Source organism: Candidatus Poriferisodalis sp. (assembly GCF_965262965.1).
Taxonomy (GTDB): Bacteria; Actinomycetota; Acidimicrobiia; order Acidimicrobiales; family Poriferisodalaceae; genus Poriferisodalis.
This window is the reverse complement of the sequence record NZ_OZ253573.1, coordinates 2,693,311-2,709,558: the sequence shown is the minus strand read 5'-3', so window position 1 is coordinate 2,709,558 and position 16,248 is coordinate 2,693,311. Positions and strand designations below refer to the sequence as shown.

The 16,248-nt window shown below is 65.3% G+C and carries 16 protein-coding genes; 5 read left to right on the top strand and 11 right to left on the bottom strand.

Annotation, left to right across the window (positions count from 1 at the left end; genetic code table 11):
* Positions 1-156 precede the first annotated feature (156 nt).
* Together ACQY5K_RS12975 and ACQY5K_RS12970 are read left to right on the top strand one after the other, a co-directional pair.
* Positions 157-1,257 carry a Rieske 2Fe-2S domain-containing protein gene (locus ACQY5K_RS12975; RefSeq protein ID WP_428115909.1) on the top strand — a complete coding sequence of 367 codons (1,101 nt, stop codon included), beginning with the start codon at positions 157-159 and terminating at the stop codon, positions 1,255-1,257.
* Between the two features lie 161 nt (positions 1,258-1,418).
* Entirely contained in the window at positions 1,419-1,916 is a 498-nt protein-coding gene (locus ACQY5K_RS12970) for a protein jag (RefSeq protein ID WP_428115907.1), read from the top strand.
* Between the two features lie 63 nt (positions 1,917-1,979).
* Here the strand turns inward: ACQY5K_RS12970 and ACQY5K_RS12965 are convergent, their stop codons facing one another.
* Positions 1,980-2,630: an RsmG family class I SAM-dependent methyltransferase gene (locus ACQY5K_RS12965; RefSeq protein WP_428115904.1), complete on the bottom strand. Its 651-nt coding sequence runs from the start codon at positions 2,628-2,630 to the stop codon at positions 1,980-1,982.
* A gap of 237 nt (positions 2,631-2,867) precedes the next feature.
* On the opposite strand from ACQY5K_RS12965, the gene ACQY5K_RS12960 reads away from it, so the two are divergent.
* Positions 2,868-3,773 carry a ParA family protein gene (locus ACQY5K_RS12960; protein ID WP_428115901.1) on the top strand — a complete coding sequence of 302 codons (906 nt, stop codon included), beginning with the start codon at positions 2,868-2,870 and terminating at the stop codon, positions 3,771-3,773.
* Positions 3,770-4,693, top strand: a complete 924-nt coding sequence (locus tag ACQY5K_RS12955; RefSeq protein ID WP_428115898.1) for a ParB/RepB/Spo0J family partition protein — start codon at positions 3,770-3,772, stop codon at positions 4,691-4,693. Before ACQY5K_RS12960 ends, ACQY5K_RS12955 begins: the two co-directional genes overlap by 4 nt.
* A 236-nt stretch (positions 4,694-4,929) precedes the next feature.
* Here ACQY5K_RS12955 and ACQY5K_RS12950 read toward each other — a convergent pair whose 3' ends face one another.
* The 10 genes from ACQY5K_RS12950 to ACQY5K_RS12905 form a co-directional block, all read right to left on the bottom strand.
* The gene (locus ACQY5K_RS12950; protein WP_428122682.1) at positions 4,930-5,877 is read right to left on the bottom strand and encodes a peptidoglycan-binding protein; all 948 of its coding nucleotides are present in this window, start codon (positions 5,875-5,877) and stop codon (positions 4,930-4,932) included.
* A gap of 14 nt (positions 5,878-5,891) precedes the next feature.
* On the bottom strand, positions 5,892-6,215 hold the full coding sequence (gene trxA, locus ACQY5K_RS12945) for a thioredoxin (protein ID WP_419921559.1): 324 nt from the start codon (positions 6,213-6,215) through the stop codon (positions 5,892-5,894).
* A 74-nt stretch (positions 6,216-6,289) separates the two neighbouring features.
* Positions 6,290-7,264, bottom strand: coding sequence for a thioredoxin-disulfide reductase (gene trxB / locus ACQY5K_RS12940; protein WP_428115894.1), 975 nt, complete (start codon positions 7,262-7,264; stop codon positions 6,290-6,292).
* Positions 7,261-7,611, bottom strand: a complete 351-nt coding sequence (locus ACQY5K_RS12935) for a hypothetical protein (RefSeq protein WP_428115892.1) — start codon at positions 7,609-7,611, stop codon at positions 7,261-7,263. Before ACQY5K_RS12935 ends, trxB begins: the two co-directional genes overlap by 4 nt.
* A gap of 100 nt (positions 7,612-7,711) precedes the next feature.
* Positions 7,712-9,199 carry a hypothetical protein gene (locus ACQY5K_RS12930; RefSeq protein WP_428115889.1) on the bottom strand — a complete coding sequence of 496 codons (1,488 nt, stop codon included), beginning with the start codon at positions 9,197-9,199 and terminating at the stop codon, positions 7,712-7,714.
* Between the two features lie 48 nt (positions 9,200-9,247).
* Entirely contained in the window at positions 9,248-10,132 is an 885-nt protein-coding gene (locus ACQY5K_RS12925; RefSeq protein ID WP_428115886.1) for a DegV family protein, read from the bottom strand.
* 80 nt (positions 10,133-10,212) lie between these two features.
* Positions 10,213-11,934, bottom strand: a complete 1,722-nt coding sequence (gene murJ, locus ACQY5K_RS12920) for a murein biosynthesis integral membrane protein MurJ (protein ID WP_428115883.1) — start codon at positions 11,932-11,934, stop codon at positions 10,213-10,215.
* A 37-nt stretch (positions 11,935-11,971) separates the two neighbouring features.
* Complete coding sequence (locus ACQY5K_RS12915; RefSeq protein WP_419921553.1) at positions 11,972-12,454, bottom strand: CarD family transcriptional regulator; 483 nt, start codon at positions 12,452-12,454, stop codon at positions 11,972-11,974.
* Positions 12,455-12,590: 136 nt separating this feature from the next.
* Positions 12,591-12,935 (bottom strand): DUF5318 family protein, encoded by a 345-nt coding sequence (locus tag ACQY5K_RS12910; RefSeq protein WP_428115880.1) that lies wholly within the window; start codon positions 12,933-12,935, stop codon positions 12,591-12,593.
* A gap of 66 nt (positions 12,936-13,001) precedes the next feature.
* Positions 13,002-14,360 (bottom strand): CCA tRNA nucleotidyltransferase, encoded by a 1,359-nt coding sequence (locus tag ACQY5K_RS12905; protein ID WP_428115879.1) that lies wholly within the window; start codon positions 14,358-14,360, stop codon positions 13,002-13,004.
* Between the two features lie 133 nt (positions 14,361-14,493).
* Here ACQY5K_RS12905 and ACQY5K_RS12900 point away from each other — a divergent pair, with 133 nt between their 5' ends.
* Positions 14,494-16,182 (top strand): transglycosylase domain-containing protein, encoded by a 1,689-nt coding sequence (locus tag ACQY5K_RS12900; protein ID WP_428115877.1) that lies wholly within the window; start codon positions 14,494-14,496, stop codon positions 16,180-16,182.
* Positions 16,183-16,248: the final 66 nt, after the last annotated feature.

Below are 16,248 nucleotides of genomic sequence, written 5' to 3'. Positions count from 1 at the left end.
GCCAACTGGGTCGCGGCGAACAGCGTGAGCCCACCACACCCCATGCGACGCGTCGCCCGACGCACCGGTTGGTCTGTCGGCCGCACAACGTTTCGTCATGGGTTCGCTGACGCGAAGCATTGGGGTGCCCTGGGTATTCTCCGGAAGTGATCCGGCGTGTTCACCAGCCGGCGAAACCTGATTCCGGGTGAGGTGAGTAACGCGATGCCGGCTGGAGTTCATTGCAAAACAAACATACGTTCGCTACCCCCGTTTCCCGAGGGTTGGTACTTCATCGGAACCCGTGAGACGGTTCTGAAGAAGCAGCTCGTTGATCAGGCTTGGATGGGGCTGAACATCGTCGTGTGGTGCGACGAAGAAGGGAACATCTGCGTCGCCGAGTCGATATGTGCCCATATGGGCTCAGATCTGGGACCCGCCGCAGGCGGCCGCGTTGTGGGCGGCTGGCTCGTCTGTCCATTCCACGGCTTCGAGTTCGATACAAGCGGGCGGTGCGTCGCCACGCCTGGCGCTGCCCCGGCCCGGTCGGCACAATTGCGCGTGTTTGAGACACGGGAAATCGATGGCCTGATCTTTGCCTGGTGGGGACTACACGGGCGCCCCTCGCAATGGCAACTGCCAGCGGTGCCACCAAACGGAGGTGGCTGGAGTGGCTTCCAAATCCGAACGGTCCGCTTTCGGGGCCATCCGCAGGAGACGAGCGAGAATTCCGTGGATATCGCGCACCTGAGCTATGTCCACGGCTACGGGAACGTAACGAACGAGACGCCGGTGTCGATTGAGGGTCCGTGTCTCGAGAGCCGGTTTGGGTTTACGACCAACCGGAAAATCGCCAAGATTGGGAGACTCAGCCTTGAGGTGTCGGCCATTGCACAAGTCGTCGGTCTGGGTTACTCATTCGTGGAGTTCCAGGAACACTCGATTGGCATGGATGCGCGACTTTGGGTGTTGGCGACCCCTGTCGACGGCACGTTGATCGACCTGTCGATCGTCTCGCGGGTGCGTGAGTTGCGCAAGCCGAAACGACGGATTGCTGGATTGGGATTTCTGCCACGGCGATGGCGCGCTCCCATCATGAACAAGTTCGTGGCAGATTTGCAGATTCAGGATGTGCAACAGGACGTGACCATCTGGAGCCGCAAGCACTATGTTCCTCGCCCTCGGCTCACGCATTCTGACGGCGAGGTGATGAAGTACCGGGCGTACTGCGCCCAGTTTTATCCCGATCCGCTTGATTGCGAGGCCCCCTCTTCCTGACGTTCACCTTCGATGGACAGCGTTTGAGCAACGGTGCACCGGGGCTGCGTGTCCGTAGGCTGAGCCCCGCTGGTGGCGCGTGAACAACCCGAACGCAGCGTCCACTGGCCGACATATGCGCTGGGCGCGACGTCTTTACAGCCCGATCTGAGGAGATGACGATGACAGACGAAACAACGGCGGCAGAACAGCAAGAAATGGTGCAGGAGTTCCTGGACGGATTGGCGGCCGCATTCGGCATCGACGCGAAGGCCGCGCCGGTGGCGCTCGACGACGACAGCTTCGAGGTGAATCTCGAAGGAACCAACGACGCGCTCGGGCTTCTCATCGGTCCGCGCGGGCGTCACGTCGTAGCACTCCAGGAGGTCTCCAAGACGATGCTGCAGCGCCGGTTTCCGGGTGTGCCCCGAGCGCGCGTTCGGGTCGATGTCGGTGGCTATCGTCAACGCCGTCGCGCTGCCCTCGAGGCGTACGTGAGCGAGCTCGCTGAGGCCGTTCGAGAACGTGGTTCCGAGCGGGGGCTCGAGCCAATGAATGCTGCCGACCGCAAGATTGTGCATGACACTGTGAACGAGATTAAGGGCGTCGACACGATTTCTGTCGGAGAGGAGCCCCGGCGTCGGGTCGTACTGGTTCCGGCGTCCTCCACAGACGCCTGAGAGGCCGAGCAGATAACTCGCGAAGCGCGCAGGCCGGCACGGTTCCGCGCGGCCTCGCACTGCTCAGAAGAGCGGTCGCTTCCGGATCTGCTTCCACGGTCGGGGGTAGTCAGTTGAGGTCTCGGCCGTGCGTTCAAGCACTGCGAACCTCGGTGTCGTGCCAGACATGCCGCGGTGGACGAGTCCAAGCTGATGCAGTGGAGTTTCAGGCCATCGTGATGTATCGGCACCCGGTGGCTCGCTGACGATCAGTCTGCCGCTGAGGCGCAAGAGACCGACACTGCACTCGGCGACTGCCGCAGGGGAACCGAACGCACGACTCACGACACCGTCGTAGGCGTGTCGGTGGTCCATATGGCGAGCGATATCGGAGGCATCACCAGTGAGAACGACGGTGCGATCGCTCAGACCGAGGTCACGTACGGCGTCTGCGAGGAATTCGGTCCGGCGTTGTGATCGGTCCAACAAGACGAACTTGACACCGGGAAAGTCCGTGGCGAAGATGAGGCCCGGCACTCCCCCGCCGCTGCCAATGTCACACCAGCGCTCCCCCGCACCTGGGGTTGCCGCTCTCCCATGAGCTCGTGCATGCTCGACATGCGCGAGAATGTCTCCTGGCCCCAAGAAACCTTGCTGTTGGCTGCGCCGAAGAACTTGCAGAACGGGTTCCTCAGAGGTGCCGCGGTGAGTTCGCGGTCTGTGTGGTAAAGCCATCTGTCTCCCGCCTGTGTTCGCTTCGCTCACGCGCCGCTCGGGTCTGGGCCGCGCTGTCGACGCCGTGCTCGCGGCCACGTTGCGCTGCCGTTCCGCTCGGCCGCACGATGGCTGCCATTGGAATAATCACCGTAGTTCAGACGTTTCACGTGAAACACTGCCACCCGGAATCGCAAGAGGTGGTACTCCAGAGGGAAGCCGTTCAGCTTCGGCGGTCTGACGTACCCTGAGGCAGAGATGGTGGCGAACGGAGGTTGCATGGGCCGGATCATCGCAGTGACGAACCAGAAGGGTGGCGTTGGCAAGACGACCACGGCCGTGAATCTGTGTGCATCGCTCGCGGACCAGGGCTACCGAACGCTCTTGGTTGACATGGATCCCCAAGGCAACGCTGCGACCGGCGCCGGCATCGATCCACGCGCACTTGACACGTCGATGTACCAGGTGCTCTTGGGCGAAGCCACGATTTCTGAGTGCATCAGGCCAACTGAGATCGAACGCTTCGCCGTGGCGCCAGCGCGCCTCGAAATGTCTGGCGCAGAGATCGAGTTGGTGTCGGCCTTCAGCCGTGAGTTGAAGCTTCGACAGGCGCTCCAGCCCGTCGTCGACGACTACGACTACGTGTTCATCGATTGCCCGCCATCGCTGGGGCTCTTGACGGTCAACGCACTCAGCGCCGCAACAGAGATCTTGGTGCCAGTGCAATGCGAGTACTACGCCCTGGAAGGGTTAGGACAACTGTTGCACAACGTGGAGATGATCCGCGAAGGGCTGAATCCCGCCTTGGTTATTGCCGCCATTGTCATGGTGATGTACGACGCTCGGACTCGGCTGGCTGCAGAAGTGGTGAGCGAGGTACGGAAACACTTCGGCGACTTGGTATGCCGGATTGTCGTGCCTCGAACCGTTCGGCTCTCAGAAGCGCCAAGCGTCGGCCTGCCGGTAACGGTCCATGCTCCTACGAGTCGCGGGGCCCTCGCCTACCGAGAGCTGGCGAGAGAGATTCATGAGAAGCCCACGCCGCGTAATCCCTATGCCGGTCCGACTAGCGCTAACGCTTCTCAGGATCCGGCGGGTGCGAGCAACGCCAACGCTCGCCACCCCGCGGAACTCAGCGAAATGGCCGAAGGAGCGCCCCAATGAACGTCCAACGAGGTCTCGGGCGTGGACTCGGAGCACTCATTCCTACGGGCCGGTCTGTGTATCGAGAACTGTTAGTCACCGACGTCGAAGTCAATCCCTTGCAGCCACGGCAACGCTTCGACACTGAGAGTCTCACGACGCTGGCCGAGTCAATTCGTCAGATCGGTGTCTTGCAGCCGATCGTCGTCCGCGAGACCGGCATGGTGGGGCGCTACGAAATCATCGCCGGCGAACGACGCTGGAGGGCGTCGCAGCAAGCCGGTGTCGAGACCATTCCCGCCGTCGTGCGCGCGGCTGACGATGAGTCGAGCCTGGCGCACGCGCTCATCGAGAACATCCATCGAGTCGATCTGAATCCCCTCGAGGAAGCCGCCGCCTACCGCCAGCTCATCGATGACTTCGGCGTCACTCATGATGAAATTGGCCGACGGATGGGGCGGAGCCGCGCTGCGGTCACAAATGCGCTGCGCCTCTTGTCGCTGCCGGTCGCGGTGCAGCGGTATCTAATGGACAGCGAGCTCAGCGCCGGCCATGCCCGTGCTCTGCTTGGCTGTAGCGATCCAGGTGAATTGGAAGATTTGGCGGATCGAGCCGTGGAGGAAGGTTGGTCGGTGCGGGCGGTGGAAGAATTCGTGCGCGCGTTGGCCGCCGAGGCTGATCAGCAAGCGGCACCTGACAGCGATTCTGCGGACGGCCTCACGGATGGCGAAGTCGAGTCGGGGGGCCTCGCCGACAACCCGGAGCGTTCAGCGGCAGTGCTGGAAGTCGAGGCCGCGCTCGCCGCGGCACTCGCCACTGCTGTAGACGTCCAGTTCGGTCGCCGCGGCGGGCAGATTGTCATCAGATTCGCCGATATGACAGACCTCGCGCGACTTCACGACACGATCACCACTAACCCTCAAGGAATACTTGAACGTTAGGTCGCCTCGGGCGTGTGCTTCATGTTACGCACGAAACAACGGTCGCGACCCGGAATCTGAGTCTCAATCTGAACTTGTTGTCCACTAACTGTGGACAACCTGGGGAGAAAGCGCCCCAGCAGCGACGATGCCGTGACCGTGGCGCGACATCGGCGTGACGGCGCCTTGGCGCCACGGTGACCTCATCGGCCAAGATGCACGCTGGTCGATTCCCGCTGTGATGTGTCGAGTGTGAATCAGTTGGCGGGAAGGCCGGCAAGCAGTTCGCGTGTTGAATCGGTGATCACGCCAGCGACCTCGCGACTGTGCTCGAGCAAACCTTCGACCTGCTCGAATCTGCAGAGCACCGCGGGCATGGCGCTTTCTCGGAGCATCGGCAGACCCATACCTTGCGCGGGAATCAGGCCGAACATTGTTTTGAGGCCGTCGGCGATATCGCCGGCCAGTTTCTGGCCCGCCCGGCTCACGAAGTGTCGACCCTGGAAATAGCTGATCGAAGGCGCCGCAGGCTTGATCTCGAACGCGATGTAGACAGCGGCCCCGAATCGGTTGACCTGCGCCGCCTGTGCGGACCAGTCCGGATGATGCACAGTCAGAACTTCCGCCCCATTGCGACCGATCATGCGTCTGACTGAGGCCGTGACTGGCTCTAAACCGCCGGCTTCACCGACGGCAATTCGTCGTCCTGCGAGCTGGCGACCAGGTGACTCCAGTCGCCGCCGCTCGGCAATGTGCGCCACGATTGCCGCATCGCCGAGTGGCCGGACGAGTCGCTGCAGGCTCGCCAGCGTGCCGTCACCGCAGACGCCGTCACCGCTCAGATCCATGTTCATCTGAAAGTCCGCCACGGCCGCGGCAGTCAATCGGCCCCAGATGCCGTCAATGCGACCCACGGCAAACCCCAGCGTGCTGAGCATGCGCTGCACCTCGGCGACGTCGTCACCGCGCAGGTGAGGAGACCGCAGATACAGCAGTCGATCGCCCAGCCGCTGCCCAGCCTCAATCAGCAGCGACCAGGTCTCGGGACCACAGATGCCGTCGATATCGATGGAACGCTGCTGCTGGAACGCCTTGACGGCGCCGGCGGTCGCGGCGTCGTACTCCCCAGAGACGGGGCCGATCCAGTATCCCGTCGCGCTCAGGCGGTGCTGCAGGTCTCGAACGTGCGGACCTGCTGCACCGATGCCGAACGGTCGGATCAGAGGAATTCGCCGATCTCGTCGAGCAGAGCGCTCTTCGGCTTGGCACCCACAAGCCGTTTCGCCGGCTCGCCGTCGCGGAACATAATCAGCGTCGGGATGCTCATGACCTGAAAGCGCATCGCCAGATCCGGACTCTCGTCCACGTTGACCTTCGCAATGCGGATGTTGTCCTGCTCAGCTGCGATTTCCTCGAGAATCGGAGCGATCATCTTGCACGGCCCGCACCATTCGGCCCAGAAATCCACCAGCACCGGGTTGTCCGCACTGCCGACCGTCTCGTCAAAGGTGCTGTCATTCAGGGTGGCAATGCCTTCGGCCATTGTCGGCTCCTCATCTCGCGGACACGGCGAGGCTAGCGCTGCATCGAGGTGCTGTGGTCGTGGGGGAGCCCCGGTTAGTGGCCTTGGGCCTCGAGCCAGCGTTCGGCGTCGATGGCGGCCTGGCAGCCCGACCCGGCGGCCGTGACGGCTTGGCGGTAGTAGTCGTCCTGGACATCACCGCAGGCGAAGACTCCTTCGATTTTGGTGCGAGCGCTGTCGGGCTCGGTGATGAGGTAGCCGTTGGGCTTGCGATCGAGCCAGTCCGCGAAGAGATCGGTGTTCGGCCTGTGCCCGATGGCGACGAACAGGCCCGTGACGCCGAGGGTTGACAGTGCACCCGTGCGTGAGTCGGCGAGTGTGACACCGGCCAGCCGATCCGCGCCGAGGATCTCCACGACGCGACGGTTCCACAGGAATTCGATCCGCTCGTTGGCGAACGCGCGGTCCTGCATGATCTTCGAGGCGCGGAGCTGGTCACGACGGTGCACGACGTACACCTTTTGTGCGAAACGGGTGAGAAACGTGGCTTCTTCGAGAGCGCTGTCTCCGCCTCCGACCACGGCGATCTCCTGTCCCCTGAAGAAGAAGCCGTCGCAAGTTGCGCACGTCGACACGCCGTGGCCGATCAGGCGCTCTTCGTTCGCCAGTCCGAGGAGCAGGCTCTGCGCCCCCGTGGACACGATCACGCTGCGGCCGTCGCGGCGCTCGTCGCCGACCCACACAGAGAATGGTCGTTCGCTCAACTCCACTCGAGTTGCCTTCGCAGTCAGAAACTCGGCGCCGAAGCGCTCGGCTTGGACGCGGAAGCTCTGCATCAGATCGGGACCCATGACACCGTCGGGAAAACCGGGGTAGTTCTCGACATCGGTCGTGAGCATGAGCTGACCGCCCGGTTGGTCGCTCGTTGAAGACGGTTCGCCCTCGATCACCAGCGGTTGCAACCCGGCGCGCGCGGTGTAGATGGCGGCGGTGAGGCCAGCAGGCCCGCTGCCGATGATGATGACGTTGCGAGGTTCGGTCCCGTTGCCGCTCGGTCCGTTGCCACTCACGGCTTGCGTCCTTCGCTCGGTCGCCGTTTGGACCATGTCCATGCGCCCGCGACTCCGAAGACACCGCTCGCAATGAGGTGGGCGGACCACACCTCGCCGGGAACAGCGATATCGAGGGCGCGAACTGCGGCGATAGCGCCCAGCACGATGACGCCGGCGGCCGCAGCTGCGATCGGCAGTCCATAGACAATTGCCCGCGCGGCGACGAGGAGCTGTCCGGTCGTGCGCGACCGGACAGCTTCCACCGCATCCACGAATCGTGCGACGCCGGCCTCGACTGCATCGTGCGTCTCGCTGTCGGTGTCCATCGGCACCCCGACGCGTCGACCGGTCCGCTTCGAGCTCATCGGCGGGCAGCCTAGAGGCCATACGAACCACGCAAGGTCTCGTTGGTAAGGGCCTTTGTTTCACGCTCTTGTTTGCTGCGCTGGTGGGCCGGTCGGGTCCTCAGGGCGTCACGGCGTCGGTCCCGGTCGGCCCAACGACATCAATCGTGGTGGTGCTGGCCTCGATTCTGGTGACCGTGACGCGGTGCCCGCCGCTTGGCAGTTCGTCGCCGAGATCGGTGATCCACACGAGGAGTGCAGCTGCGTCGACGCTGGGGAGCTCGACCGCCGTTGTGCCGATGATGTCCCGCGCGACGGCGATCGGGCTGCCCCAATCGATCAGGGTTCGGTTGCGTTCAGCGGATGTGTACACCTCGAACGCCCAGCCGACGGTGGGGGAGTCGAGAGCAAACCGGGTCACGCGGTGCGTGCCGCCTCCGGCGAGCACCACGATGAGTCCCACGCCGTGCTTGAGGCCGCCGAAATCCCGTGTGCTGTAGCGCGCTGTGCTCCAGCCGGCGGTCGGGTCGCCGTCATTGATAAAGATGAGCCGTTGAGGGTTTTCGACGCGGTCGTCGCCGGCGGGATCGAAGTCGGTGATCGATTCCAGCGCGATGGGATCCCGAAGGACCACCGTCGTCGCCGGCGCTGCCGTCGGCGGCACTGCGGTCGCGAGGGCCGCGGCAACGGTGGTGCGCGGCGCGGACACCGTGGTGGTTGTCGCTACGGAGGCGGTGGTCTCAGCGAATGTCACAGGTACGGACTCGGGTTCGGGCGGCTGGTCGATGACCATGGCAATACCGACGAGCGTCGCCGCAGCTGCGACGAGCACGCCGACGGGCAACAGCCATTGACGTTCGGCTTGCCACACCGACCTGCGGTCATCCGAACCCGGATGTTCTGACGGGAGGTCGTCGACGACAGCTCGCAGTGCGAGCAGCATCGACAGCACGTCAGGCCAGAGATCGGTGGGGTCGATCGTGCGTTGCAGCACCGGGACCAACGCATCGGGAATCAGCCGGTCCAGCTCCCAGCCGCCGTCGGGGCGCTGCATTGGTGCGGCTCCGACGATGAGGCGATGAACGAGCACCGCCAGCGCGACCAGATCTGCCCGACGGGTGGCGGGAATGGTGATGGCGTCATCGGTTGGCGGACCGTTGAGAATGACCCATCCGACTTCGCCGCGCCAACCGATGTTGTCCGCTTCAACCCCGCCATGGGCGAACCCCGCGCTGTGCAGGGCTGCCAAGGCCTCGGTGACGGCGATGGCGACCCGGACCGCTTCGGCTGCGGCCAGGCGTCTGGGTTCGCCATTCGGCGCGGTGACTTCGTCCGCGAGCGTCCGCGCCGGCAATTGTTCAGTGACGATCGCGAAGTAGCCGACTTCGTCGTAGGTGTCCAGGATGTGCAGCAAGCCATGGTGCTCGAGGCGCGCCAGTGCTTTTGCTTGCAGACGGAGACGGTGCCCGATCTCGCTGGCGGCGTCAGCGCGGCGGATGGTGACGGGCCGATCCAGCCGTTGATCGATGCCGGTCCACGTCTCGACGGCACCTGGCTGGAGCAATTCCCGCCGTTGGTATCGGTCGGCCGGAATGATGGTTTCCGACATCAGCGTGTGATGGTGGTGGCGCGACGGTCGAGCAAAAAGTGCTGCGGGTTACTCTCGCGGCCCGGCCGCTGCAGAGTCCGCGGAACCGCGCTCGGTGAACACGACGCCAATGGTCCCGGCCCCGGCGTGCGCACCGACGACGGGCCCGATCAGCGAGACCATGGGCTCGGCGTCGACGAGCGGAGCAATGCGCGCGACGAAGTCGTCGACATCGCTGCAATCAGCGTGCATCACAGCGATTCGCTCGATGCGGTCGGCGGTCTCGGCGACGAGGTTGACGAGGTGGGCCAGCGCGCGCGAGCGCGTGCGCTGTTTGCCGGCGTCCAGCACGGCGCCGTCGGTGACGGTGATCAGCGGCTTGATGGACAGCACGGATCCCAGCAACGACCGCGCTGCTCCGATGCGGCCGCCCTTGCGGAGATTCTCCAGTGTGTCGAGCACCGCGTGGACCTGGGTACGGGCAGCGGCGTCGTGCACTGCGGTGACGATGTCGCCAGCGCGCGCTCCTGTGGCCGCGCGCTCGGCCGCATCGATGACGAGCAGGCCCAGACCCGCGCTGACTGATCGGCTGTCCACAACGTGGCACTCGATCTCGTTGTCGATCGCTGACACTGCCTGCTGCGCCGCCTCGATGGTGGCAGAGAGGTCGCCGCTCAGCGTGATGACGACCACTTCCGTTGCGCCGGCTGCAGCAGCCTGACGGTATGCCTCGACGAACGCTCCCGGCGCGGGGGCAGCAGTGGATGGGAGTTCGTCGCTCGTGCGGCAGCGGTCCCAGAATTCCGCGGTGGTCAGCTCGACCCGGTCAACGAAAGTGCTCGTGCCGAAGCGAATCTCCAGCGGCACTACCGTTATCCCGAGATCCGCGACCAATTCCTCGCTCAGATCACAGGAACTGTCGGTGATGATGTGCACGGTTGCTTGCGCTGTCACGGCCCCGCATCTCCTTCATTGTGGTCGGTGTCATGAGAATCGTGCCAGCCCGAAGCGTCCAGTCCACTCAATGGTGCCCGTCAGTCCGGGGTGCCACGGTCTTGCCGCTGCAGCGGCAGGAATCGAGACACTTGTGACGCTACTGCTCGAGCAGCATCGAGCCGAAGTCCTAGTGCGCAGCCCGCAAGCAATCCCGCCATGAGCGCCACCGTGGCGATCACGCGCAAGATCGCGGGGAGCCCGTCGAGCACCAGGGCGGTGGGCAATCCGACGGCAAACGCGACAGCTGCAGGCACGAGATGCCGCACGAGTTTTCCGCCGAACAGCTTCTGGTTGGGCCAGTCGGAGCGGCTCGGAAGAGACGGCAGGACGCGGCGACGTCGCAGCACCGCTCGCCGCAAGAGACCCAGCTCGACCCACGCTCCGACCGCCGCGCCGAGCGCCAGGCCGACCGCGCCGAGCCGAGCGGGGAGCGCCGGATCAGAGCGGACGTCGGCGTCGATCAGCGACCACGTCGAATCTGCGGACCCCAGGTCGATATCGCCGAAGCCCGTGAGGGCGCCGTCGACCACGAGGACACGATCGAGCGGGAACATCAGCGCGGCGCCGATGGCCAATGACACGGCAAGCCGGACAGCCGCGATCTTGGCGGCCGTGCGGGTGTCCCGGGCCGCGAACAGCACGTTCTGGCACAGTCGCGATGCGACCAGCGGACCGAGCCCGAGCGAGTAGGCACCCAGGACCAGTGCAATGAGCGTCAGGTCGTCTGTCGCGATCGCATTGCGGAACCCGGCGAGGTTGAACATGCTGTCGGTGAGCGGCCGCCCGGCAGCGAAGTAGACCGCCACAACGCCGGAGACGCCGAAGACCGCGGCGCATAAGCGGTCGGAGGTGCGGTGGGCGACGAAGCGAGGATCCGTGGCCCGGCTCAGCTCGGTCAGCTCAGCGGCAGCAATGCTGGTGCCGATGAGCGACAGCGGAAGCAGATACAGCGTCTGTGCCGCCGCCATTGCCGCTGCCGCCCCGACGCTCAGCAGCGATGCCAGCGCCAGATCCATGAATGCCGAGATCTGCAGTACGCCCCGGCCCGCCACGGCGGGACCGAAGCGCCGGATGACCCCGCTCGCGGCTCGTTCGCGCCATCTGAAGTTCAGCGAGATGGACGGGTTGGCCCGCATCACCCCGCGGAGTTGCACCAGCACCTGCGCCCCGGCGCCCGCGACGACCGCCCACGCGAGCGCCGTTGCGCGGTCCGCACCTACGACACCCCATACCAGCACGCCCACCAACACGGCGATCTGTGTGGCATTCCATAACACCGGCGCCACATATGACAGGAAGAAGCGCCGGTGGCTGTTCAACACTCCCAGGCACCATGCGCTGAGCACCGCAACTGCTGTCGCGCACACGGTGATACGCACGAGACTGACGGTCAGCTCGTAGCGCTCGCCGACGAAGCCCCACGCAATGAGGCGGACAAGCGGTCGTGCCAAGAAGATGCTGATCAGCGTCGCTGCGGCGGTGACAGTGAGCAAGAAGGTGGCGATCGCTCCGGCGAGGTGGCCGGCGGCGCGCTCGTCGCGGTCCGCAAGTGAGCTGTATGCCGGCACGAACGCACCCGACAGAGCGCCTTCGCCGAGCAGGTTCTGCAGGAAATTCGGGATACGCATCGCGGCGGCGAATGCGTCACCGATCGTGCCGATTCCGAGAATGTTGGTGATCAGCGCGGTTCGTGCGAGACCCGAGAGGCGGGATACCCCGATCCCAGCAGCAGCCGCTGCGGCGCCCTGCGGGCGGCGCACGATCTGGCCCCGGCTCTGACTGCCCCTCCGTCGGCGCTCAGCCGACGAGTCGCAGCTCCACCTGCTCGCGAGCTTCGTCCTCGGTGACGTCCATGCTGATCGACAGCTCCGACACAAGGATCTGCCGGGACTTCTCAAGCATTGACTTCTCACCCGCCGACAGCCCCTTGGCGCTCTCTCGCAGGGCCAGATTCCGGACCACTTCGGCGACCTGGTAGATGTCGCCGGACTTCAGCTTCTCCTGGTGGTTCTTGAAGCGCCGGCTCCAGTTGGCCGGTTCGCGGACGTCCTTCTTGGCAAGCAGTTCGAAGAGGTCCTCGACATCGTCGGTGTCGATAGGCGGACGCATGCCTACCTCGTCGGCCATGTCGGTCGGAACCTTGACGGTCAGATCGCCGTGTGCAGTCTTGAGCACGAGGTACTCGCGCACCTCGCCGAACTCGTTCCGCTTTTCACGCGCTGTGATCTCCGCGGCGCCGTGGTGGGGATAGATGACGCGGTCGCCAAGCTCAAAGTCCATCTGCACACGCTCCGCTGCCACTCGTCGCACTCGCCGTTCTGGCTTCGTGAAGGATGCCAGAAACGCCCACGGCTGCCACTAGATGAGCCGGCCAGACGCGAATGTGAAGCCCCGGCAAGCGGAGCGATCAGTCGGCTCAGAGCGGGTACCGGCGGATGAGGTGGTTCCAGCCGCACTTGGGGCACACCTCGACTTCATAAGCGACGAAATTCCCGTTGCGTTGAGCAAGTCGCTGAAGCTCAGCGTCAGAGACCACGCACTTTCCGCCACTGCCGAGCCGCGGACCGAACACATAGCCGACGATGCGAAGGTCTCCGTCGGGGCACAGCGGGCAGTCCCGGCCCAACGGTGGGGCTGCGTTGCGGGCGGCGCGGATCAAGTCCGGGTGGGCGTCGCACGCTTCTGACCGGGAGACCGTGCCGGCTTCGACGTCGGCGAGCAGTCGTCGCCGACGGAGCCGGTAGTCAACCGATCCTGGCACGGCGGGTGCGCGATGGCTTGCGATTCGGGGCCCAAGCGCCACGCCGGTCACGCTAGTGCGCCGCTTCTAGCAGTCTCGGCGCGATACCCAATCGGTGAGCAGCTCGCACGCCGTCGCCTCGTCGAGCGGGCCGCGTTCGATCTGCTGGCCGGTGAGCCACGAGAGCGCTTCGCCCACCATGGGCCCCGAACAGTCGAGCAATGTCATGACGCGATGGCCGTCCACCGGCAGCTTTCGCAGCGCTTCACCTTCGGTTGCCTCGATCTCACGAAGAACTGCGACGGACGCCGGCGGCAGAGGCTGGCCCCACGCGGTGAGCGCGCTGGCTGCAGCGGTGATGTCGCCGCCGACGGTCAGAGCGACGAGTCGGCGCGCCGATGTCGGGGGCACCGTGCGGCCCGCGTCCTCGAGTGCTGCTTCGAGCGCTGCGACCGTTCCGAGGATGGCCGTCACGCGGCCGATGGTGTGCTTGCGAATCCGAAGTGCCGCGAGGCAAGCAGCGGCGCGATCCGCAGTCGAGCACACCGGCCCGAGCAGTACCGCCCACCGCAACCCGACCTCGGCGTCCACAGCATCGAGCGCTGCGGTCGGGACTTCGAGCCGCGCTGCGCCGTCCGGCGCGACGCTCCAGGGCGGCAGCAGGTCGCCGAGCAGACCGGTGTGCTCGAGAAATGCCACACCCGCAGACGGTCGCGGCAATTCGAGCAGCTTCGTGAGCTCTCCTGCGATGCGCTCTTTCGAGACGATGTTGAGCCGGGGGCGGGTGCTGCGCACTGCGGCGACGAGGTCGGGCGTCGGTTCGAGGTCGAGCCGGGCGCAAAAGCGAGCCGCTCGCAGCATCCTCAAGGGATCGTCACAGAACAGCCCGACCGGTTCCGAGGGAGTCCGCAGTACGCCTGAAGCGAGGTCGGTACGGCCGCCGAACGGGTCCAACAGTGTCCAGCCGGGAAGCTCGATGGCCATTGCATTGACGGTGAAATCCCGGCGCGACAGATCGATGGTGATGTCGTCGGAGAACCGCACATGCGGTTTGCGCGAGTCCTGGTCGTAGGACTCGGCGCGATGCGTGGTGATTTCGACGGTGGTGTCGCCGCGTCGGGCGCCGATGGTGCCGAACGCCCTGCCCTGATCCCAGATGACGTCGGCCCATCCGGCAGTCAACTCGGCGATGCGGTTTGGCAGGGCGTCGGTGGTGATGTCGATGTCGGCATCGATTCCGTGTCCCAGCAGCAGGTCTCGGACCAACCCGCCGACGAGATAGAAACGGTGGCCCGCGGCCCCGAACCGTTCGGCCAGCGACCCGACTCGTTCGGTCAGCTCTCGTCGATCCTCGGCGTCGAGCGCCGAGGACGCCAGCTCGTGCCCGTGCCCCCCGTTGCGGAGCAGCGAGCCCGCGCGAGACGTTCGGGCCGGGGTCTGTCCCACAACGCCGAGGGTACAAAGTGGCCGTGCCACAACCTGCGTGAGCACCGTGCTTCCCGACAGACCCGGTACTCTGCGCCGCGCGAGCGACATGGACCGCCCCGCGCCCTCGAGCGAACCGCCCGCCTCGTCCACCATGCGTGGCGCGGCCGACAGCGACCATCCGCGAACACAGCGCGGTCCGCTGGTCCGGCTGTTGCTGTGGTTGGCGGTGGCCGCTGCGCTCGCTGTGGGTGCAGCATCACGGCTCTTCGACACGCTGCCCGCACCGCCCGCGAGCGCAACCGTCGTACCGAGCGTGCTCTACGACCGCTTCGGCACACCGATCGCTGAAGTCGGTCCCAGCGTTGCGCATGCACCGCTGGGGCTCGAGGAGATGGCACCGGCATTTGTCGATGCCGTCGTTGCGGCACTGGATCCGGATTTTCTCGACGGAGACGGTGTCGACGCGTCGGCGTACGCAAGAGCGTTTCGCAGCATAGTGGGCATCTCTGGGACCGACGCCGAAGCCGACCCTGCTGCGGTGGGCCTGCTGCGCCGCTACATCGAGACCGCTCGTCAGCGGGACGCTTACCGCCGTGGCGCCAGTGCGACGGCCGAAGCGCGAAGGCTCCTTATGGAAATGCGCGTCGGACGTCAACTCAGCCGCGCGGAGGTTCTCGAGCGCTACTTGAACATCGTCTATCTGGGTCGGGGTGCATTCGGGGTGCATGCCGCGGCAAATGCCTGGTTCGGGGTTCCTGCCGCCGATCTCGAGATTGCACAAGCCGCGTACCTTGCATCGCTCATCGAAGACCCAATCGGCGTCGATGCACCGCCCGGATCGACCGCCGATCCGCATCGAGCAGCACGGTTGGCGCGCGACCGGGTCCTCGTTGCGATGTACGAGCAGGGCTATCTGATCGATACCGAGTTAGCTGCCGGGCGAGCGAAGCCGGTGACGACCGGCGTCGCTCAGCCGCCATCGGGGTCACCTGCGGTGGGTGTTGACGCCGCACCGGCCGCGAGCACCGATGCGTACGGCCTCATCCGACTCCTAGCCGAAGACGCCGGCCTCGCAACGGTGGTCGGCACTGCGTATGGCGAACTCGTCGATCGTTACGGTCCCCGTAGCGTCGTCGCCGGCGGTCTGCACGTCACGACCAGCATTGACTTGGCTGCGCAACAAGCAGCTTTCGCGGCGGCCAGCAAGGCGGCGGCACTCGGGTACTTTGCGGACATAGCTGTCCTGGATCGAAGCGGGCACGTCCGCGTTCTTGTCAGCGTGGCGCCCTCCGGATCGTCGGGAACCCCGGAGAGTCTGCCCTCGCTTGCCGCTCGGCCTCTCAGTGATCTGCTGGGCCCCACGACAAGTCCGCTGCGCAGAATTATGGTCCGGGCTTCTGATGCGGCGGGGCCGGCCGATCGTGCCGACGCGGCGCATATCGCCGAGGTGTTCTCCGTGGCGGCGACTGGTGGTGAGCGTCGCGTCCGCAGGATCATCCTCTTTGCAAGCGAGACGGGCGAGGGAGGAGCGACCCGCGACGATGCCACCGTCGATCGCTGGCCGACGGAGCGAGCCGAGGCCCTCACTGCCGCTGGTGTTCGATCAGCGGTCGCGATGATGGAACCGTTCACGCTGGGGGCCGGCGCTCAAGCACTCGGGCGCAGTGCTGTGGCACCTGCGACCGGCGACGTGTGGTTCGCTGGCTGGACGGCCCACTTCACCGCTGCCGTGTGGGTCGGGATCTCGGCGCCGTCAGCCTCCGTCGAGCACGCAGAGACAGCCCGGAGCCTCTTCGAAGAAGTCCTCAGCATGCTGCAATACGCGGAACTCCCGCGGTAGCGGAGTCACGTCACTCGAAAATGCAGGTGCGAAGAGCGTCCTGCGGGCCTAGCGTTGCGTTCGCAT